The 20,302-nt window shown below is 33.2% G+C and carries 18 protein-coding genes; 9 read left to right on the top strand and 9 right to left on the bottom strand.

The window, feature by feature from the left end:
- Positions 1 to 19: 19 nt before the first annotated feature.
- Positions 20 to 613, top strand: coding sequence for a 2OG-Fe(II) oxygenase (locus tag ACNQF8_RS12530; protein WP_417951713.1), 594 nt, complete (start codon positions 20 to 22; stop codon positions 611 to 613).
- Between the two features lie 105 nt (positions 614 to 718).
- Here ACNQF8_RS12530 and ACNQF8_RS12525 read toward each other — a convergent pair whose 3' ends face one another.
- Complete coding sequence (locus ACNQF8_RS12525) at positions 719 to 1,201, bottom strand: hypothetical protein (RefSeq protein ID WP_417951714.1); 483 nt, start codon at positions 1,199 to 1,201, stop codon at positions 719 to 721.
- A gap of 99 nt (positions 1,202 to 1,300) precedes the next feature.
- Positions 1,301 to 2,689 (bottom strand): tRNA uridine-5-carboxymethylaminomethyl(34) synthesis GTPase MnmE, encoded by a 1,389-nt coding sequence (mnmE, locus tag ACNQF8_RS12520; RefSeq protein ID WP_417953673.1) that lies wholly within the window; start codon positions 2,687 to 2,689, stop codon positions 1,301 to 1,303.
- Between the two features lie 177 nt (positions 2,690 to 2,866).
- Here mnmE and ACNQF8_RS12515 point away from each other — a divergent pair, with 177 nt between their 5' ends.
- The 3 genes from ACNQF8_RS12515 to ACNQF8_RS12505 all read left to right on the top strand — a co-directional run bounded on the left by ACNQF8_RS12515 (position 2,867) and on the right by ACNQF8_RS12505 (position 6,507).
- On the top strand, positions 2,867 to 3,697 hold the full coding sequence (locus ACNQF8_RS12515) for a universal stress protein (RefSeq protein WP_417953672.1): 831 nt from the start codon (positions 2,867 to 2,869) through the stop codon (positions 3,695 to 3,697).
- 86 nt (positions 3,698 to 3,783) lie between these two features.
- Positions 3,784 to 4,617 carry a universal stress protein gene (locus ACNQF8_RS12510; protein WP_417952699.1) on the top strand — a complete coding sequence of 278 codons (834 nt, stop codon included), beginning with the start codon at positions 3,784 to 3,786 and terminating at the stop codon, positions 4,615 to 4,617.
- Between the two features lie 117 nt (positions 4,618 to 4,734).
- Positions 4,735 to 6,507: a MutS-related protein gene (locus tag ACNQF8_RS12505; RefSeq protein WP_417953671.1), complete on the top strand. Its 1,773-nt coding sequence runs from the start codon at positions 4,735 to 4,737 to the stop codon at positions 6,505 to 6,507.
- A 225-nt stretch (positions 6,508 to 6,732) separates the two neighbouring features.
- Here ACNQF8_RS12505 and dnaN read toward each other — a convergent pair whose 3' ends face one another.
- The 5 genes from dnaN to ACNQF8_RS12480 form a co-directional block, all read right to left on the bottom strand.
- On the bottom strand, positions 6,733 to 7,851 hold the full coding sequence (gene dnaN, locus ACNQF8_RS12500) for a DNA polymerase III subunit beta (protein WP_126459175.1): 1,119 nt from the start codon (positions 7,849 to 7,851) through the stop codon (positions 6,733 to 6,735).
- 104 nt (positions 7,852 to 7,955) lie between these two features.
- Positions 7,956 to 9,641, bottom strand: a complete 1,686-nt coding sequence (gene gldG / locus ACNQF8_RS12495; protein ID WP_417953670.1) for a gliding motility-associated ABC transporter substrate-binding protein GldG — start codon at positions 9,639 to 9,641, stop codon at positions 7,956 to 7,958.
- Positions 9,641 to 10,366 carry a gliding motility-associated ABC transporter permease subunit GldF gene (gene gldF / locus ACNQF8_RS12490; protein ID WP_417953669.1) on the bottom strand — a complete coding sequence of 242 codons (726 nt, stop codon included), beginning with the start codon at positions 10,364 to 10,366 and terminating at the stop codon, positions 9,641 to 9,643. The genes gldG and gldF overlap by 1 nt, the downstream gene beginning before the upstream one ends.
- A gap of 31 nt (positions 10,367 to 10,397) precedes the next feature.
- Positions 10,398 to 10,694 (bottom strand): putative quinol monooxygenase, encoded by a 297-nt coding sequence (locus tag ACNQF8_RS12485; protein WP_417952695.1) that lies wholly within the window; start codon positions 10,692 to 10,694, stop codon positions 10,398 to 10,400.
- Between the two features lie 68 nt (positions 10,695 to 10,762).
- Positions 10,763 to 11,590, bottom strand: coding sequence for an SAM hydrolase/SAM-dependent halogenase family protein (locus ACNQF8_RS12480; protein ID WP_417952694.1), 828 nt, complete (start codon positions 11,588 to 11,590; stop codon positions 10,763 to 10,765).
- 182 nt (positions 11,591 to 11,772) lie between these two features.
- Here ACNQF8_RS12480 and ACNQF8_RS12475 point away from each other — a divergent pair, with 182 nt between their 5' ends.
- The 4 genes from ACNQF8_RS12475 to ACNQF8_RS12460 all read left to right on the top strand — a co-directional run bounded on the left by ACNQF8_RS12475 (position 11,773) and on the right by ACNQF8_RS12460 (position 17,200).
- Positions 11,773 to 12,723, top strand: coding sequence for a PhoH family protein (locus ACNQF8_RS12475; RefSeq protein ID WP_315211223.1), 951 nt, complete (start codon positions 11,773 to 11,775; stop codon positions 12,721 to 12,723).
- A gap of 190 nt (positions 12,724 to 12,913) precedes the next feature.
- A complete protein-coding gene (locus tag ACNQF8_RS12470) occupies positions 12,914 to 13,729 on the top strand; it encodes a Cof-type HAD-IIB family hydrolase (RefSeq protein WP_417952693.1) in 816 nt (271 codons plus the stop codon).
- A gap of 62 nt (positions 13,730 to 13,791) precedes the next feature.
- Positions 13,792 to 16,140 (top strand): S9 family peptidase, encoded by a 2,349-nt coding sequence (locus ACNQF8_RS12465; protein ID WP_417953668.1) that lies wholly within the window; start codon positions 13,792 to 13,794, stop codon positions 16,138 to 16,140.
- Between the two features lie 106 nt (positions 16,141 to 16,246).
- Positions 16,247 to 17,200 carry a phosphoribosylaminoimidazolesuccinocarboxamide synthase gene (locus ACNQF8_RS12460; RefSeq protein WP_417952691.1) on the top strand — a complete coding sequence of 318 codons (954 nt, stop codon included), beginning with the start codon at positions 16,247 to 16,249 and terminating at the stop codon, positions 17,198 to 17,200.
- A 60-nt stretch (positions 17,201 to 17,260) separates the two neighbouring features.
- On the opposite strand, the gene ACNQF8_RS12455 is transcribed toward ACNQF8_RS12460, so the two are convergent.
- Positions 17,261 to 17,716, bottom strand: a complete 456-nt coding sequence (locus ACNQF8_RS12455; RefSeq protein ID WP_417952690.1) for a DUF1801 domain-containing protein — start codon at positions 17,714 to 17,716, stop codon at positions 17,261 to 17,263.
- 208 nt (positions 17,717 to 17,924) lie between these two features.
- Complete coding sequence (locus ACNQF8_RS12450) at positions 17,925 to 19,013, bottom strand: M42 family metallopeptidase (RefSeq protein WP_417952689.1); 1,089 nt, start codon at positions 19,011 to 19,013, stop codon at positions 17,925 to 17,927.
- Positions 19,014 to 19,095: 82 nt separating this feature from the next.
- On the opposite strand from ACNQF8_RS12450, the gene ACNQF8_RS12445 reads away from it, so the two are divergent.
- Entirely contained in the window at positions 19,096 to 19,773 is a 678-nt protein-coding gene (locus tag ACNQF8_RS12445) for a DUF4294 domain-containing protein (RefSeq protein ID WP_417953667.1), read from the top strand.
- Positions 19,774 to 20,302 lie beyond the last annotated feature (529 nt).

Here is a 20,302-nt window from a genome sequence, read left to right as displayed (position 1 = left end):
GCAGTCAACAAAAACTGACATGGAAAATAGCTTTGAGGCTTTGATTGCTACTTATATTGAAAATAAGGTAGGTATATCCGAACATTTTTTGAGTACCAATTTGGCCAATAATCTAAAACAAAATTTGATTGCTTTAAACCAACAGAGTTTGTTGACAGAAGCGGGAACAGGTAACTCAGAAGCTATTTCTTACGATAGTGCTGTGCGAAGTGATTCTATTTATTGGTTGGATAAAAAACACAACAACGCATTCGAAAATGAATTTTTTGCTCAAATTGAAGCCTTTATTATCTATTTGAATCAAAGTTGTTATGCCGGAATAACTGGTTATGAATTTCATTATTCTTTGTATGAATCGGGTGATTTTTATTTAAAGCATTTGGATCAGTTCAAGAATAATCCCAGCCGAAAATACTCTATGATTAGTTATTTGAACAGCAATTGGCAAGAAAGTGACGGTGGCGAATTGTTGATTCATCAAGCAGATAATAATCAGAAAATTGCTCCTACACAAGGGAAAACTGTTTTCTTTAAAAGTGACGAGTTGGTTCACGAGGTTTTGGTAACACAGAATACCAGAATGAGCATTACAGGATGGTTGAAGAGTGATTAATTTTACTGCCTTTAAAAATTAATAAAAAAGAAGTCTATTTAATGTTTATAAATATTTGATTTTAGGTTAATATCAAAAAGAGTATCGCTAGAATCGAAGTGTTAATTATTCAGTTACACACTCTACAGCTGAGAATTTAAACTTTACACTTTCAAAATCTATAGGTGAGTCTTTGACAAAATAAGTGGCTCCCATGGTTGTTTGCATTTTTCCATTGCCTAAAATAAGTTGGTCACCTCGCTTTAAAAATGCCATTGGGTTTTTAAATGTTACTTTTTTATTATCGCCCTGAATGAAGGTGTAGCTGGCAAATAATGTATCTCCACTGAATTCTCCTGCGATTTTACCTACTTTTTTTTCTGTATTGAAAAATTTCATTACCATATCCCCGGTTATTTTTCCATTTTTTAAAGTATTCATTTTTAATTCAATAGTATCTTGCTCATACAGCGCTTTAAAGCATTGGACACTTATTGGTTTTTCAGCTTGGATTTGTTTAGCCTTATCGACTTCTTCGTTTTGATTTTTTTTACAACTTTGGAATCCTATACAAGCAAATAATAGACTAAAAAGAAGAGAAGTTTTCATAATATAAATTTTATAGTTATTAACTATCACTAATATAGTCAAAATAATGCTTTATATTTAAAATATTGACAGTTAATATATTAAAATTATTTTTTGAATTTACTTTCCGATGCAGAAATTAGCGAAAATATTCCCTAACAATTCGTCGTTAGTTACCTGTCCTGTAATCATCCCAAACTGATACAAAGCTTCTTTAATATCTAATGCCATCAAATCTGATGATAAGTTTGTTTCAAGACCAAATTTCACTTTTTGTATTTCATCTAAAGCTTTTAGTAATGAATCATAATGTCTTGTATTAGTTACGATTGTTTCATTATTTCGTAAAGCACCAGTATTAACAAATGAAAGTAATTGATTCTTCAACTCCTCAACGCCTAGTTTTTCTTTTGCTGAAATAAGTAAGATTTCCGGAATTTCAGATTTGATATTTTGGATTTCACTTTCTTCTAATTTGTCAGCTTTATTACCAATAATTACAAGTGGCTTTAATGGAAATTGATTTTTAATTTTTTCAAGTTCCACTTTCAACTTTATACCAGAAACTTTAAACTCAGAACTGTCAAAAAGAAAAACGACTACTTGTGCTTGTTCTATTTTTTCGAATGTTTTTTTGATTCCAATGCTTTCTACAACATCTTCAGTTTCCCTAATTCCAGCCGTATCGATGAATCTAAATCCGATTCCGCCAATCACTAATTCGTCTTCAATAGTATCACGCGTTGTTCCAGCAATTTCCGAAACTATCGCGCGTTCTTCATTCAATAAAGCGTTCAAAAGTGTCGATTTCCCTACATTGGGTTCACCCACAATAGCCACAGGAATTCCGTTTTTAATCACATTTCCTACTGCAAATGAATCGATTAATCGTTTTAGGACAAATTCAATTCGATTCAATAATTCATGAAATTGGGTTCGGTCAGCAAATTCTACATCTTCTTCTGCAAAGTCTAATTCGAGTTCGATAAGTGAAGCGAAATTCAAGAGTTCTTCTCTTAGTTTAGCTATTTCATTAGAAAAACCACCACGCATTTGCTGCATCGCAATTTGATGTGAAGCTTCATTATCAGAAGAAATTAAATCGGCAACAGCTTCTGCTTGTGACAAATCGAGTTTTCCATTTAAGAATGCGCGTAATGTAAATTCACCGGCATCGGCCATTCGACAGCCTTTTCGAAGTAATAATTGAATAATTTGCTGTTGGATATAAGTAGAACCATGACACGAAATTTCTATCGTATTTTCGCCAGTATAGGAATTTGGTCCTTTAAAAATAGACACTAGGACTTCATCCAAAGTTTTGGAGTCGTCCATAATATGTCCTAAATGTAAGGTATGCGTTTTTTGGGTCGTTAATTCTTTGTTTTTGATGGATTTAAAAACAGAATTTCCAATAGTAATGGCATCTTGGCCGGAAATTCGAATTATGGCTATAGCACCCGCTCCCGAAGGAGTTGCCAGTGCCACTATGGAATCGTGAGGTATCATATTAAAATTCAATTTAATGCAAAAGTAAGTAAAATTGATAACGCAACAAGACCTGCTTGTTAAACCAGTAACTTTATTTTTGTTAAAAATTCGCCAAACTGATAATTATCATATTAATTTATTTTTTCTTTCGTAATTTTATATAGATTATTGATTTGTAGTAAATTACTATATGTTATGAGAAAAATTTTATTTCCAACAGACTTTTCAGAGGTATCCAAAAATGCATTTATTTACACATTAAAATTGGCAGATTCCATAGATGCTGAAATCATTACTATGCATGTTTATCAACTGCCACAGGCAAACTATGTAAATGTTTCGGAATACTTGCATGAAATTTATGATGTTACGGAGTTGAGTAATTTTGATAACTACAAAGATGAAGTTCCCATTTTAAGACATATTGCCGAAGAAAATAATTTAGATAAGGTAAAAATAAGTCATGTTTTAATTTTGGGTAATTTGATTGAGGAAATCCAAAAAATTACTAAACATGAAAATATAGATTTTATAGTAATGGGAACTAAAGGTGCGACCGGTTTAAAAGAAACCTTTTTAGGAACTGTTGCAACAAAAGTAATGAATTATGTAAAAGCAGTTGTTTTAGCTATTCCTGAGCACTGTAAATACCAACCTATAAAAAATTTACTTTATATTACAGAATATAATTCTACAGATATTGAATCTTTTATGCGCGTTATGGCTTTGGCCAAAGTGTTTCAGGCACATATTGATTGTTTGCACGTAGAACCGCTACATCATAAAAATAAGAAAAACGATATGGAAGATTGGAATGAATTAATTAAAAATCATAATATTGCTTTACATGCTATTTCAGGGGATGATATTGAAGGTGTTATTTTGAATTTCATTGATTTGTATAAAATTAATATGATTGCGATGCGTGTATATCATAAAAATTTCTTTGAAAAATTATTTGAAATCAGTCTTTCAAAAAAATTAGCATTTCATGTCAATGTACCTATTTTGGCGATCCACGAATGAATTTAATTTCGATATTTATTTAAATAATCGAAAAAAATAATTCAGCAATTTATTTTAATAAACGAACTATTTTAATACTTAATAAAATGAAAAAAATTCTATTTCCAACAGATTTTTCTGAAGTGGCTGCAAATGCATTTGTCCATGCTTTAGAATTCGCAAAAATAGTTCAGGGTGAACTCGTTTTATTGCACACATTTCAACTGCCAATATATGACAATCAGTTTTTTCCTGAAAATTATGCTGTCATTTATGATTCTTTAGAGTTGTCTCAGTTTGATATGTTTAAGGACGAAATCCCAAAATTGCGCGCTATAGCCGAAGAACGCCATTTGGATAAAATTAAAATGTCACATAGGCTTATGGATGGAGATTTACTTTTTAACATCAAAAGATCGATTAAAGAAGACAAAATAGATTTTGTAATAATGGGTACTTCTGGAGCTACAGGTTGGGATGCTTTTTTTGTAGGGACTAATGCAGGAGCTGTAATCTCTGGAATAGAAGTTCCAATGTTATGTGTACCTGCTGAAGCAAAATTCAAAAAAACAGAAATTATAGGATTTACAACCCGTTTTAGAACCAAAGATAAAAAGGCACTAAAGATGGTTTTGGATATAGCAAAAAAAACAAAGGCCAAAGTGAAATGTCTTTACGTAAAAACCAGTGATTCTGATGTCTCTAAAGATACAGTTTCTAAATGGGAAGACGAATTTATTAATGAACCCATTGAATTTTTTGTCATCAACAGCGACGAAGTCAAAGAAACAATTCTGGATTTTATAATGTATAAAGAAGTAGATGTCTTGACAATGCTGACGTATAAAAGAGGTTTTTTTGAAGGGATTTTCAAACCTAGTTTAACAAAAAAAATAGCTACAAATTTTGATATCCCAATTTTAGCTATTCACATTGATTGATTCCGTGTTGATTCAATTGAAATCTTGATTTCTATGTAGTTTGGCATCGCCATTGCCTTTTAATTTAGACCTCAAAGTAATCTATTTCGTTATATTTGCAATTCATCAAATTGAATTATGGAAATATACAAAGCAAAAAAGATTCGCTTTTCAACGGCATTAACTACAATCAATAAAAAGTACAATAGTATAAGTATTTTAAGACTTTTTACTATTGTACTTTTTTTGGTTTCTATTTATAATTACATCAAAAACAGCCAAATTATTTTTGTAGTTGCCACTATTTTTCTTTTTGGATTATTTGTTTTCTTGATGCGCATTCACACCAAATTACTTTTCGAAAAGCAAGTTAATCAAGCCTTATTCGATATTAATGAAAATGAAATTTCGTACTTAGAAAGAAATAAAATCCCTTTTGAAAACGGACAGGAATTCAATGATTTTCATCATCCGTATGCGTATGATTTAGATGTTTTTGGCGAGCATTCCTTGTTCCAAAACTTGAATAGAACCGCTACTTTTATTGGTAAAAAAACATTTGCAAACCAATTGTTATCCATTTTACCAAATGATGAAATTACCAGAAATCATCAAGCAGTAAAAGAATTAACCGAAAAATTAGATTGGCGTCAGGAATTTTTGGCTTTCGCCAAAGTTAGCAATGACACTCAATCAAATTATGAGACGCTACTCAAGTGGAGTACATTCAATAGTACGCCTTTGTCTAAAATGAGTATTTTTATTTCCTATTTTTCACCACTTCTTTTTCTAGGAGTTCTGATTGCTTATGTAGTGACTTCTAATACTTTTTTTGCTTCTGTTTTGTCGTATTTGTTTGTTATTAATTTAATGATTTTAGGACGTTTTATAAAGCGAATCCAAGCTGAAGTAGCTAATTCTACCAACATTGATAAAACTATTCATCAATATAGTTTGCTGTTGCGAAAAATTGAAAACGAATCTTTTCAATCACAAAAATTAATCGATTTACAGCAAAAACTAATGTTCAAAAAAGAAAATGCCAGCATTCATTTGAAACAATTAGCAGGTTTGTTTTCGAATATGGACAGCATCAGTAATTTCGTTACGGCTATCGTATTCAATGGAACGTTTCTTTTTAATTTACATGTTTTAAAATCATTAATTCAATGGAAAAAAGACCATGCTGAAGCATTAGAAAATTGGCTGGAAGTTATTGGAGAATTCGAAATGCTGAACAGTTTAGCCAATTTTTCGTATAACAATCCCGAGTTTGTGTATCCAACCTTGAACACCAATTTTGAAATAGATTTCAAGGATTTAAGTCATCCTTTATTAAATGAAAAAACCAGAATAGGAAATGATGTGCGTTTTCATCCCGAATCGTTTATGATTTTAACAGGTTCAAATATGTCCGGTAAAAGTACTTTTCTAAGAAGTTTAGGAATCAATATGGTTTTGTCAGGAATGGGTTCGCCAGTTTGTGCCAGTCAGGCTAATGTGCATCCGTTACCCGTTTTAGTTTCCATGCGATTATCCGATTCGTTGTCCGATAGTGAATCGTATTTTTTTGCCGAAATCAAGCGCTTAAAGCAAATCATGGACGAATTGGAAAACAGACCAGCATTTGTTTTATTGGACGAAATATTGCGCGGAACCAATTCAGATGATAAACGCAATGGAACAATAGAAGTAGTCAAAAAAGTGATTGGTAAAAAAGCCGTTGGAGCCATAGCTACACATGACATTGAAGTTTGCTTGACAACAAATGAGTATCCAAATATACTAACCAATAAATGTTTTGAAGTGGAGATTATCAATAATGAACTTCATTTTGATTACAAACTGCGCGATGGAATTTGTAAAAATAGAAGTGCTACATTCTTGATGAAGAAAATGGGAGTAATTTAAATTAGTAATTAATAGTCATGTTCAAACTTTTTTTGCGAGGAAGAAATCAAACCCACCAAAAAGAATATTTATAGTTAATCAGTGAGACTGGAAATACGAGGTGAGATTCTTCCTTTGTTGGCATGACAAAAGAGAAATGAATAAAAGCAAAAAACCGTCCCGATTTATCGGGACGGTTTCTTAAATATAAAAATGGTTTGGTTAATAGCGTATTTTTAAACTGAATTAACTGTTTAGCATTACAGGCATTACAAGCATCGTAACAGTTTCACCTTCTTCTAATCCATCAACAGGAGTAAGGATTCCTGCTCTGTTTGGTAATGACATTTCAAGCATAATCATATCGGATTGCAAGTTAGTCAACATTTCAGTCAAGAAACGAGAATTGTAGCCTATTTGCATATCATCCCCTTGATAATCACATGTCAATCTTTCTTCTGCCTTGTTTGAATAGTCAATGTCTTCAGCAGAAACATTCAATTCAGCACCAGCGATTTTTAAACGAATTTGGTGTGTTGTTTTATTCGAAAAGATGGCAACACGACGCACAGAACTCAAAAATTGAGAACGGTCAATCATCAATTTATTTGGATTCTCTTTTGGAATTACCGCTTCGTAATTTGGATATTTTCCATCAATTAAACGACACATTAAAACATAATTGTCAAAAGAAAAAGTAGCATTCGAATCGTTATATTCAATTTTCACTTCAGCATCTGAAGTTCCAAGAATATTTTTTAAGATGTTCAAAGGTTTCTTTGGCATAATGAAATCAGCCACTTGAGAAGCCGTTACATCCGTACGGGCATATTTTACTAATTTGTGAGCATCAGTGGCAACAAAAGTCAATCCTTGTGGCGAAAACTGGAAGAATACACCTGACATTACCGGACGTAAATCATCGTTTCCGGCAGCAAATATAGTTTTGCTAATGGCTGTTGCCAAAACATCAGCAGGAACAAGTGTTACAGATGGATCGTCTAAGTTAACCGATTTTGGGAATTCATTTCCAGGAGCATAAGCTAAAGCGTATTTTCCAGAATTAGAACTGATTTCTATCGTACTGTTTTCTTCAACTGTAAAAGTTAAGGGTTGTTCCGGGAATGTTTTAAGGATTTCCAAAAGTAATTTTGCAGGGACAGCAACGCTTCCTTTACTTTCTGAATCAATTCCTAAAGTAGCAGACATTGTTGTCTCTAAATCAGAAGCGGAAACCGTTAGTACATTATGGTCTAAATCAAATAAAAAGTTATCTAAAATAGGCAAAGTATTACTGCTGTTGATAACGTTACCTAAAACTTGTAATTGTTTCAATAAGTACGAACTCGATACTATAAATTTCATCTGTTTTGTTTTATTTTTTAAGGTATTTCTTTAATATCCGAAATACGATACATTTTACAAATATATCGTAAACTATTCTAGTTTGGAAACTTTTTTATTAACATCTATTTGCTGTATTTTCTTTTTCGAAGGAAAGTAAATACGACTCCAAAAAGCACCAAAATAAGAATTGGAAGCCCGATAGTTAGGATTTGTGTTCGGGTATAGTTTTCATAAACTTTTTCTTTATCCAATAAAGGTAAATCAAGATCTTTGCTTCGAATGTTAATAAGTCCCGTGTCATCCAATAGATAATTGACACAATTTATGAGGAAATCTTTATTATCATACAAATTCCCAGACCTTTGGTCATAACCTAATTCTACCGGTTGAAAGTTTTTATCCAATTGGTTTTTTATCAAATCCCCGTCCGAAACCACAATCATTTTGTTCTCTTTTCCTGCCGTTTGAAATGTTTTTTGTTCAAATGGCAACACGCGGTTCTCGAACATCGAACGAAAAGAGCCTTCCAATAAAACCGATAATGGAATCTTTCCTTTGTTCAGGTAATCGTTTGGTGAAGTTTCTTCGGCAACAATGTTTAAATTTATCTCTGTTGGAGTTCCTATTTTCTTGGAATATTGAGACGATTGCAATAAAATGGTTTTCTTAATTCCGTTTTTCAAGGTATCGATTGGATTCGCAAAATTAAATTTGATTCCACCTAAATTTTTCACAATCGGATGCAAACTGTTTGGATACACTTGTGGTGCAAACTTCCAATTGAATTCCTGAAATTGAGTCGCACTTCCTTGTTCACCTGTTGCCAGTTTTATGGGACTTCCTTGTTCGTCTTTTACTAAATCAGGATTGATTCGGATTCCGTATTTAAAGAACATATCATTCAAATTCAGATCTTTTGGATAGGCCAAAGTGGCTCCAGATGAATCGTATAAACTATCCATTTCCGCCGTAACTTGGTCAATCAACCACAAAGTTTTTCCACCGTTGATGATAAATTGATCTAAAACTTGTTTCTCCGCATCGGAAAAGGTTTCAGTTGGTTTAGCGATAACAGCCAAGTCATATTTTTCTAAAGCTTCTAAACTTCCAATAGGATTTTTGGCAACCGAATCTAGAGTAAAAGGTCCGATATGGTAGCTTTCGCGCACTTGCAAAAGAAATTTAGCCATCAAAATATCTTGTAATTCACCGTTTCCTTTGATAACAGCAATTTTCTTTTGTTTGGCTTTGGTAATCTTATTCAACGCTTCGGCAATTGAGTATTCCAAATGCTGAACGGAACCAATTACTTTTTGGGTAGTTGACGCACCCATAATGTTTTTCAGCAATGGAATATTTACTTCCTTGTTGTCATAAACGGCAATCGCCCAGGGAAAAACCATAGCTTGTGATTGCTTTCCTTTGTCGTCAACGGTTATGTTTATTGGCGTAAGCCCTTTTCGATACAAGTCTTTAATATTGTCCATACTGGTATCTTCGTTTTCCAAAGGATCTACGAATTCAAAAACAATATTGGAGTTGTACGCCTGAAATTCTTCCAGTAATTGTTTTGTTTCTTGTTGTAAACGTTTGAATTCGGCAGGTAAATCGCCTTGCATATACACTTTTATGGACAGCGGATTTTGAACTTGCTTAATGATGTTCAAAGAGGTCTGGGAAAGGGTGTATCTTTTATCTTTTGTTAAATCAAAACGATGAAAAAAGGAACTTCCTATCACATTCGCAAGCACTACAATAGCAATGATAATCAATACTGATTTTAGGTTATTTTTCTTAGAAGTATTCATTACGATTTGAAAGATTTTAGATTATAAACAGTAAGTGAAAGAAAGACAACAGTTATGCTTGTAAAATAAAGGATATCTCTTGTGTCTAATACGCCTCGGCTCATGCTTTTGAAATGATCTTGCATTCCTAATGATGAGATTATAGAAGATACATTTGGAACAACTGAAGCTAAACCTTCAAATCCAAAATAGAAGAAGAAACATAAAAATACTGCAACAATAAAAGCCACAATTTGATTATCTGAGAGTGTTGATGTGAATATTCCGATGGCTGAATAGGAAGCAATCAGGAACAAAAATCCAAAATAAGAACCAATTGTGCTTCCCATATCGATATTGCCTTCAGGCATTCCTAAGCTTGAAATAACGGCTACATAAACAAATGTTGGAATTATTGCCATGACAATTAAAAGTAAAGCTCCAAGAAATTTTCCGTTTACAATTTGCCAAATACTCAATGGTTTGGTCAACAATAATTCTAACGTTCCCTGTTTTTTTTCATCCGAAAAACTACGCATGGTTACTGCTGGAATCAAGAATATCAAAATCCAAGGCGCCAAAGTAAAAAATGGAGTCAAATCAGAAAAACCGGTATTCAGAATGTTATAATCTCCTTCGAAAACCCAAAGAAACAGTCCATTGATAATTAGAAAAATAGCAATAACTAAATAACCTATGGGCGAACCGAAAAAGGATTTTATTTCTCGTAATACTATTGATTTCATTTATTTTTTTGTTTAAACTTTAAACTATTTTTTATTCTAAAGTAACTAATTTATCAACGCTCCACGCTTCTGGTTTGTCGTTGAATAATTTCTTGGTGAATGTCCAAACATCATAAAAAAGTTCGGAATTTCTGTAATTTTCTAAATCGGCTTCGGCTTCCCAATAACTGTAAGTAAAGAAAATACTTTTGTTATTTTTATCCTGATACAGTTCTAAGAAACGATTTCCGGGCGCATTTCGTATTTTATCTTTCATTAACTCGAAGTTTTCTAAAAATGCAGGAATGTGCTCCTCGTGAAAACTCAATTTTACTATACGTACAAACATTAGATTTTTTTTTGTTTAAAGTTCAAAGTTCAATACGTTTAAAGTTGCTCCACTTTAGACCTTAAACTTTAAACGAATTTTATAATGATAATATCTCTATAATTCAATCCTAATAAACTATTCGCAGAACCTACTTTGGAAGGATTACTTCTAAAAATGGCAATCTCCAGAAAACCGGCTTCGTTGAAAATTGCTAATTTTTCGCCTTCATACGATTTTATCGGATATTTATCGGAACTGGCTATTGCGGAATAGTTGGGCAAAATGGTTTTGATATTTTTGGTTTTCAAAACAATTTCATAAGGTCTTCCTTTGGCAACTTCGATAAAATATTTTTTAGAAATATTGGTAATTACATTTCCAAAATGGTCAATGTAAATCACATGACCTTTTAATGAATTTCCATCATCTGAAATAGTGGCTTGCAGATTTGTAACTTGCTTAATCGTATTTATTTCTTTACCAATGACATTCATCAAACCACCTTTGGCTAAATGGCAGACCACTTTTACAAATACATCGAGATCAGTAGCTTCGCTTGGCAAACGATCATGAATATTAATCGCTACCATTTTTTGTGGAACAATTTTTTGCGAAAGCATACTTAAAATGCCATTATCGGCGGCAATAAAATAATGATCGTTCCATTGCATCACAATATGTTGATTCTCTTTATTTGATTCCATATCGACTCCTACAAGGTGAACAGTACCTTTTGGAAAACTCGCATACGATGCTCCAATAATGTAACTTGCTTCTAATGTGTTGAATGGGTCAATGTCATGTGAAATATCAATAATTATAGCCTCGGAATACTCAGATAAGATTTTCCCTTTCAACGCACCTACAAAGTGATCTTTCAAGCCGTAATCGGTAGTTAGGGTAATTATTGACATAAATTTGTTTATAACTATTGGTGTTATGTAAACCTAATTTTATTAAATTTGAGAAGTGCAAAGCTAATAATAGTAAACTCAAAAAACGAAAAACAAAAAACAAATTCTATTTAAATAAAAGAAATATACCCGACAGCCAATTGATTTATAAAAAAATTAATTCTAATTTAAAACTACCTCATTTGAACGAAAGAATAATCGAGCTCATAGACATCGCTCCAAAAGACTTTTGGGGCGCTCAAGACACTCATCTTGAAACAATTAAAAAATACTACCCAAAATTAAAAATTGTCGCTCGGGGAACAACCATAAAAGCTTTTGGAGAAAAAGAGGTTTTAGACGAGTTTGAAAAACGTTTTCAACGTTTAATGCTTCATTTTACACGTTATAACACTATTGATAACAATGTTATTGAACGAGTGATTTTAAGTGATGGGAAACAGATTGAGAGAATGGGCGATCACGATAAGATTTTAGTACATGGAGTAGGTGGGAAGATCATCAAACCGATGACACCCAACCAGCAATTACTGGTTGATACTATGGAAAAAAATGATATGGTTTTTGCTGTAGGGCCAGCCGGTACTGGAAAAACGTATACTGGGGTAGCCATGGCAGTGAAAGCACTGAAAGAAAAGCAAGTGAAACGAATCATACTCACGCGTCCAGCAGTAGAAGCAGGGGAAAATCTTGGTTTTCTGCCAGGTGATATGAAGGAAAAATTAGATCCTTATATGCAACCTCTTTACGATGCTTTACGTGATATGTTACCCAACGAAAAATTAGAAGATTATATTCTAAAGGGAATTATTCAAATTGCCCCTTTGGCTTTCATGCGCGGTAGAACGCTGGACAACGCTTTTGTAATTTTGGATGAAGCACAAAACACTACACATTCCCAAATGAAAATGTTCTTAACACGTATGGGTAAAAGTGCTAAATTTATGATTACAGGAGATCCTGGTCAAGTCGATTTACCACGAAGAACCATTTCCGGACTTAAAGAAGCTTTATTGGTTTTGAAAGATATTGATGGAATTGGAATTATTTATTTGGATGATAAAGACATTGTACGACACCGATTAGTTAAAAAAGTGATTGATGCGTATAAGATGATTGAAAATAACGATTAGGAAATAAGTAAAATTTTTTGGAGCGGAAAGCAAGTTCATTTTCAGTAGAGAATGGATTTGCTTTCTGCTTCATTATTTTAAAGTAAAAATGGATTTTCGTGAACTACTTAAAATAAAAATCAATCGATTCCTTTTGTATCTCTTGAAAATGCAATAAATTTGGAATTAATTAAATTTCAGTTAAAAAGAAATGATTTTAAAAGAAAAAATTAAAGTAGTTATTAGTGATTTAGACGGAACTTTACTCAATTCAGATCACAAAATATCCCAATATACCAAAACTGTTTTTCAAGAACTCCACAATCAAAATTATTTAATAATTGTAGCAACTGGCCGCCATCACTTGGATGCAATGCCTATTGTGGCAGGATTGGATGTTCCTCTTTATTTAGTAACTTCAAATGGGGCACGGATACATTCTCCTGAAAAAGAACTTCTTTTTTCTTTTAATATGGAAAGCGAAGCTGTTAAATCAGTCTTGTCTTTAGATATTGATCCTGAAATAACAACCGTATTGTTCAGAGAAAATGTTTGGCAAACAAATAAGCACAATGAAAAATTAAACGAATTTCAACCAGAAGTAAATTATCATCCTGAACTGGTAGATTTTTCCAGTTTGGAGGATTTGAGTGCAATAAAAGTATTCTTCACACACGATAAACATTCAAAATTAATTGAATTACGGGATCAAATTTTAGAAAATCATACTGGGCTTTTTAGTCATGCTTTTAGTCTTCCGCTTTGTTTGGAATTTATGGACAAATCAGTAGACAAAAGTGTTGCGATTGCCAAAATTTTAGAAAAAGAAAATTTTGTTTTTCAGGAAGCACTATCTTTTGGTGATGGATATAATGATGAAAATATGCTTACATCTTCCGGTAAAGGTTTAGTTATGGGGAATGCACCAAATAGTTTGAAAGATAGACTTTCTCATTTAGAAGTGATTTTAACTAATGATAATGAAGGAGTTGCAAAATATATAGCACAGCAACTATTAAATAGTTAAAAGTCTTTAAATAAGCACTTTTTAAAATAATTTTAGAATCCATTTTTTATAAAAATAGTAAAATGAATAAAAAAATAATCCTTGTTATCTGTATTTTGTTTTCCATAACAATGCAAAGTCAAATGCTAAAACTGGAAGAAATCATGAAAGGAAACGCTTTCATTGGTGCGCAACCAGAAAATGAAAGATGGTCTTTAGATGGACAAAAAGTTTATTTTGATTGGAATCCAAATAATGAATTGGGTACAAGTACTTATTTTTGGAAAAACGGAATGTCAAAACCTGAATTGGCATCACCAAATGAAGCTGCTTTTTCAAAATTAGATTTCAAAAAAACTACCAATCCGGATTTGTATTATTACATTGATAAAGGAAGACTATTTTCGTATTCCTTGAAAAGTAAAACTTCGAAAAAACTCTACCAACAAAGCAGTCCGATTGCTAATTTACAAATGGGTTCAGTGCCAGGAGTGCTTTATTTTAGACAAAATGAAAACCTTTTTCAGGTCAATACCAATGAAGGTTCGATTATTCAAATCACGAACTTTCGTAAAGGAAAATCGGACGAGAAAGTCGCTGATAAAGAATCTTTTTTGAAAAGTCAACAAGAGGAATTGTTTCAATTCGTAAGAGATCAAGAAGCATTGAAAAAATGGAATTTGGCAAAGTCAAAAACCACAAAATCTGATTTTCCAAAACCTTATTATTATGGAAAAAATACCTTTGGAAGTTTAAAAGTAGATCCAAAAGGAAATTTTGCCACCTTCAGGTTAATAGAAGATTCGGAACGAAAAAGTGAAAAAATGGAACTTTTTATAACAGCCGATGGTTACAACCAAATTGAAGACACGAAGGAAAAAGTTTCTGTAGATAATTTGTTGGCAACCAAATTCGGGATTTACAACATCGCCAAAGATTCTGTTTATTTTATGAATTTTTCATCATTGAGTCACATTCAGGATGTTCCTAAATATTTTGAGTACTATGAAAAATCAAAAACTGCAGCAAATAAGGACAAACTAATTGTAGTTCAGGAACCTGTTTACAATGAAAATGGTTCATATGCAATTAGTGAAATAAGAAGTCAAGACAACAAAGACCGATGGATTGTCAGTTTGAATTTAGAAAATGGAACTTTTCAGGAATTAGATCATCAACATGATGAAGCTTGGATTGGCGGGCCCGGAATTCCTTCTAATTCTTATGGAAGAGGAACGCTTGGATTTTTGGGAGATAATGAAACAGTTTATTTTCAATCCGAAGAAACCGGTTATTCTCATTTATACACTTATAATTTAAAGTCAAAAAAGAAAACACAGCTTACCAAAGGAAATTGGGAAGTGCGCAACGTGACTTTGGCAAAAGATAAAAACTCTTTTTATTTAACCACAACAACGACACACCCGGGAAACAGAAACTTTTATAAAGTAGACGTTGCAAATGCCGTTTTACAACCTATTTTAACTAAAGATGGCGCTCATGAAGTGAGTTTGTCTCCAGATGAAAGTATGGTATTGGTTAGATATTCGTATAAAAATAAACCTTGGGAATTGTATGTAGCGCCTAATAAAAAGAATACAAATTTAATTCAGATAACGTCTTCAACATCGGAAAGTTTCAAAGGATATTCTTGGCGTGAACCGGAAGTAATTACTTTCAAAGCTCAGGATGGAACTTCGGTGAATGCCAGGTTGTACAAACCGCAAACTGCCAATGCGAACAAAGCAGCAATCTTGTTTGTACATGGAGCTGGTTATTTGCAAAATGCGCATAATTATTGGAGTACGTACCACAGAGAATACATGTTTCATAATTTATTGGTCGATTTAGGCTATACCGTTTTGGATATTGATTATAGAGGAAGTGATGGATACGGACGTGATTTTAGAACAGGAATTTACCGTTTTATGGGCGGAAAAGATTTAACAGATCAAATTGACGGCAAGAAATATCTAGTCGAAAATTACGGAATTGATACTTCAAAAGTTGGGATTTATGGTGGTTCTTATGGAGGTTTCATCACGTTGATGGGAATGCTGACGACTCCAAAAGAGTTTGCTTCGGGTGCAGCTTTACGTTCTGTTACTGATTGGGCACATTACAATCATGGCTACACTGGAAACATACTTAATTTCCCTGAAACGGATCCGGATGCTTACAAAAAAAGTTCTCCAATCTATTTTGCGGATAATTTACAAGGGGATTTATTGATGCTTCACGGAATGGTTGATGACAATGTAGAATACAAAGATATTGTTCGTTTGTCTCAGCGTTTTATCGAATTAGGTAAGAAAAAATGGAGTTTAGCAAGTTTCCCGGTGGAAGCACATGGATTTAAAGAAACCTATTCTTGGGTAGATGAGTACAGCCGAATCTTAAATTTATTCAATGAAACGTTGCTTAATAAATAACTTTAAGTATAAAAATGAAATTTAAGAGTTCTGTTCTTTGGGAAACTCTATGAAATAGTTTTAAATTTGCAGAACAAAAAATAAACACACACACACAACTAATATAATGAGCAATACCATCACAACTACTGATTTTAATTTTCCAAACCAGAAATCTGTTTACCGCGGTAAAGTAAGAGAAGTGTATAATATCAATGATGAACTTTTGGTTATGGTAGCTACAGACAGGCTTTCAGCTTTTGATGTAGTTCTGCCAAAAGGAATTCCATATAAAGGTCAAATTCTAAACCAGATTGCTACTAAATTCATGGAATTGACAGAGGATATTGTTCCTAACTGGTTAATTGCAACTCCTGATCCTAATGTAGCTGTTGGTCATTTATGCGAGCCTTTCAAAGTAGAAATGGTGATTCGTGGATATCTTTCAGGTCATGCTGCTCGTGAATACGCTCTTGGCAAAAGAGAAATTTGCGGAGTTTCAATGCCAGACTATTTGAAAGAAAATGATAAATTTCCAGAACCTATTATAACGCCGACAACCAAAGCGGATAATGGAGAACATGATGCTGATATTTCTCGTGAGGATATTTTGTCGAAAGGAATCGTTTCTGAAGAAGATTATGTTGTTTTAGAAAAATTCACAAGAGATTTGTTTCAAAGAGGAACTGAAATTGCTGCTAGTCGTGGTTTGATTTTGGTGGATACCAAATATGAATTTGGTAAAACTAAAGAAGGTGTAATTGTTTTGATTGACGAAATTCACACACCGGATTCTTCTCGTTATTTTTACGCAGAAGGATACCAGGAACGTCAAAACAGCGGAGAAGAACAAAAACAATTATCGAAAGAGTTTGTTCGTCGTTGGTTAATCGAAAATGGTTTTCAAGGTTTGGAAGGACAACAAATTCCTAATATGACGGACGAATATATTGAAACAGTTTCTGAAAGATATATTGAGTTATACGAAAACATCTTAGGAGAGAAATTTGTAAAAGCAGACATCACTAATATAGATGAAAGAATTGAGAAAAATGTTTTGGAATATTTAGCGAACAGATAGAACCATTTCTATAAAAAAATAAAAAAAACCGCAATTCATAATTTTGAATTGCGGTTTTTTTTATTTTTTAAATGATGATTCATAACAAGTAATCCATTCATCTATTGACATTTTTTGCACGAGTTCAGCAATTAAATCAAAAGGGATTTGGTCCATCTTCTTAAATCGGATGCAACTTTTTCCAATGTCTAATTTTTGTTTGCTGTGTTTTGGGTATTCGGAGACAAACCAATTCAGTAATTCGGGTTTAGCATAAATTCCCATGTGGTAAAGCGCAATGAAATTTTTTTGAGAAGCGATGTTAACAAAGGGTAACGGGAGTTTTGGTTCGCAATGATAGCCGCCAGGATAAATAGAATGTGGCACTACATAACCAATCATGCCGTAGGACATTTGTTCAACAAATCCTTTTGGAATATTTTCTAGAATAGTTTCTCGAAGTTTTGTAAAAGCATCTTTTCTATCTTCTGGAATTTCTTCTAAATAGGCTTCTATTGATGTGGCGGTTGATTTCATTTTTATGAATTGTATGAGTAAAGTTAACAAAAAAACCGCAATTCATAATTTGAACTGCGGTTTTTTAGCCCCGATTACTTCACTTTGTTTCTACTTTCAGCGGAGTTCAGTGAACTTCGTTTGAAGAGGAAATCCTTTCCCTTTTTGCTACCAAAAAGGGAAAGATTGCAATCTCGTTTTTAGAACGAGACGCGATTAGCTCCTAAAACTATTTGAAATAAGAGAATGTTTCTTCGTTTTCTAATTTCAATAGGGTCTCGTAAATTAATTTAATCACGTTTTCAACATCTTCACGATGCACCATTTCGACCGTGGTATGCATATAACGCAACGGCAAGGATATCAAAGCCGAAGCCACACCGCCATTACTGTACGCAAAAGCATCGGTATCTGTTCCGGTAACGCGAGAAGAAGCCAATCTTTGGAACGGAATTTCTTTTGCTATAGCCGTTTCAAGAATCAATTCTCTCAAATTATTCTGAACTGCAGGCGCATAGGTTACTACTGGACCTTTACCAATTTTTGTATCTCCTTCAATCTTTTTATCGATCATTGGAGTAGTGGAGTCATGGCAAACATCGGTAACAATTGCTACATTTGGTTTGATGGTTTTGGTAATCATTTCTGCACCACGAAGACCTACTTCCTCTTGAACGGAATTAGTGATATACAATCCAAAAGGAAGTTTTATTTTGTTTTCGTGTAACAAACGAGCCACTTCGGCAATCATAAACCCACCCATACGGTTATCAATGGCCCGACAAACAAATTTGTTTTCGTTCAAAATCATGAATTCATCAGGATACGTAATCACGCAACCTACATGCACTCCCATTTTATCAACTTGTTCTTTGGTTTCACAACCAATGTCAATGAATAGATTGTCAACTTTTGCCACTTCTTCTTTTCCTCTATTACGGGTATGAATAGCTGGCCAGCCAAAAACACCTTTTACAATTCCTGCTTTAGTATGAATATTGACACGTTTTGAAGGTGCAATTTGGTGATCTGAACCACCATTTCTAATCACGTAGATTAATCCATCATCGGTAATATAATTGACGTACCATGAAATTTCGTCAGCATGCCCTTCGATCACTACCTTATAAGGTGCATCTGGATTTATAATTCCAACAGCAGAACCATAAGTGTCCGTTATAAAAGTATCAACATAAGGTTTTAGGTATTCCATCCATAATTTCTGCCCGCCACTTTCATAACCTGTGGGTGATGCATTATTAAGGTAGTTTTCTAAAAACTCAAGTGATGACTTGTTTAATATTGATTTAGTGCTCATAAAATTATTTTTTTGCTAAATTATAAATTTGGCATTACACTTGTGTATATAATGTATAATTTTGGCAATTAAATTTCCCTATATGAAGCTAATTAAACTTTTGTTGTTTTGTTTATTTATCACTCTGTCTGTTAATGCACAGGTAATACCTCAGGATACCACAAAGATGGGGTATGAGTTAGAAGATGACGAATCTATACTGAATGATACTATTCAATTACCCGAAGTGTTAATATATAAGGGAAAAATGGATCCCGATGCAAGAAAGCAATTTTTACTGCTACAAAGTCGTGTTTATAAAACCTATCCTTATGCAAAACTAGCATCTGAGAGATTGTCGAACTTAAATAAAGGAATGGCAAACCTTAAAACAAACAAGGAGAAAAAAAGATACTTTAAGATAGTAGAGAATTATTTGAGTAACGAGTTTGAAGCTAAACTCAAAAAACTTTCTCGTAAACAAGGCCAAATATTAGTCAAATTGATTCATCGTCAAACAGGCACCACAACTTATGAATTGGTTAAAAACCTCAAAAGTGGTTGGAAAGCATTTTGGTCTAATGCGGCGGCAAGTATGTTTGACATTAATTTGAAAACAAAGTATGTGCCTTTCGATGTTAATGAAGACTATCTGATAGAAACTATATTAGTGCGAGCATTTGATTCCGGAAGATTACAAAATCAAAATCCGGCTAAACCAGTTGATTATGATAATTTAACTGATTCTTGGGAATCCAGAGCTGAAAAGCTTAAAAAATAAAATTCATTTGTGCGTTCCTCCTTATATATAGAAAGGCAATTATCTTTTTTAGATAATTGCCTTTCTATATATAATGAGTCGGGCTATCCGCTGCAAGTCCTCGTTAAGTTCCGTTACACTCCACTTATCTGTGGGCTTTCCACTGCTATCCCTAACGTGAACTATAGTAATCCAGAGTTTTTTGGTTATTCGACTAATTCAAAATGACATCTACACGACAAATTTTTGTTACCTTATATATAGGAGAGGCTATATATAGGAGCGATTAAAAAAAGGGAAGTTGTTATCGTATAACGTCATTTCACTGATTCAGCCGATTTTTTGGTTAGTGGGCAGAGAGCGGGAGCTTTTTTCAGGAGTAAGATGGACAAAGTGGCTGTAAAAAAGGGAATAAAGGTAAAGTGCAATAAGTTTGTATAGGTAAAGAAAGGTGTGATCAGGTTGTCTATAGGTAATATGATTCACAGTTTTCTGGGGATAAAGCCACCCTTTGCTTTGGATAGGGTGTTGTAGCGGAAAAAACTTTTAC

Origin of the sequence: Flavobacterium labens, from assembly GCF_048286755.1 — a bacterium.
GTDB lineage: Bacteria > Bacteroidota > Bacteroidia > Flavobacteriales > Flavobacteriaceae > Flavobacterium.
The sequence above is the reverse complement of the archived record's forward strand: the minus strand, read 5'-3'. Positions and strand labels throughout refer to the sequence as shown.

Bases quoted from the DNA above. Each gene is read 5' to 3' on its own strand.
- ACNQF8_RS12455 (WP_417952690.1), bottom strand. From the start codon at position 17,716: ATGAAATCAACCGCCACATCAATAGAAGCCTATTTAGAAGAAATTCCA.
- ACNQF8_RS12485 (WP_417952695.1), bottom strand. From the start codon at position 10,694: ATGTTTGTACGTATAGTAAAATTGAGTTTTCACGAGGAGCACATTCCT.
- ACNQF8_RS12505 (WP_417953671.1), top strand. From the start codon at position 4,735: ATGGAAATATACAAAGCAAAAAAGATTCGCTTTTCAACGGCATTAACT.
- mnmE (WP_417953673.1), bottom strand. From the start codon at position 2,689: ATGATACCTCACGATTCCATAGTGGCACTGGCAACTCCTTCGGGAGCG.
- ACNQF8_RS12450 (WP_417952689.1), bottom strand. From the start codon at position 19,013: ATGAGCACTAAATCAATATTAAACAAGTCATCACTTGAGTTTTTAGAA.
- ACNQF8_RS12510 (WP_417952699.1), top strand. From the start codon at position 3,784: ATGAAAAAAATTCTATTTCCAACAGATTTTTCTGAAGTGGCTGCAAAT.
- ACNQF8_RS12480 (WP_417952694.1), bottom strand. From the start codon at position 11,590: ATGTCAATAATTACCCTAACTACCGATTACGGCTTGAAAGATCACTTT.
- ACNQF8_RS12530 (WP_417951713.1), top strand. From the start codon at position 20: ATGGAAAATAGCTTTGAGGCTTTGATTGCTACTTATATTGAAAATAAG.
- ACNQF8_RS12460 (WP_417952691.1), top strand. From the start codon at position 16,247: ATGAGCAATACCATCACAACTACTGATTTTAATTTTCCAAACCAGAAA.
- ACNQF8_RS12470 (WP_417952693.1), top strand. From the start codon at position 12,914: ATGATTTTAAAAGAAAAAATTAAAGTAGTTATTAGTGATTTAGACGGA.
- ACNQF8_RS12515 (WP_417953672.1), top strand. From the start codon at position 2,867: ATGAGAAAAATTTTATTTCCAACAGACTTTTCAGAGGTATCCAAAAAT.
- dnaN (WP_126459175.1), bottom strand. From the start codon at position 7,851: ATGAAATTTATAGTATCGAGTTCGTACTTATTGAAACAATTACAAGTT.
- ACNQF8_RS12465 (WP_417953668.1), top strand. From the start codon at position 13,792: ATGAATAAAAAAATAATCCTTGTTATCTGTATTTTGTTTTCCATAACA.
- ACNQF8_RS12525 (WP_417951714.1), bottom strand. From the start codon at position 1,201: ATGAAAACTTCTCTTCTTTTTAGTCTATTATTTGCTTGTATAGGATTC.
- gldF (WP_417953669.1), bottom strand. From the start codon at position 10,366: ATGAAATCAATAGTATTACGAGAAATAAAATCCTTTTTCGGTTCGCCC.
- gldG (WP_417953670.1), bottom strand. From the start codon at position 9,641: ATGAATACTTCTAAGAAAAATAACCTAAAATCAGTATTGATTATCATT.
- ACNQF8_RS12445 (WP_417953667.1), top strand. From the start codon at position 19,096: ATGAAGCTAATTAAACTTTTGTTGTTTTGTTTATTTATCACTCTGTCT.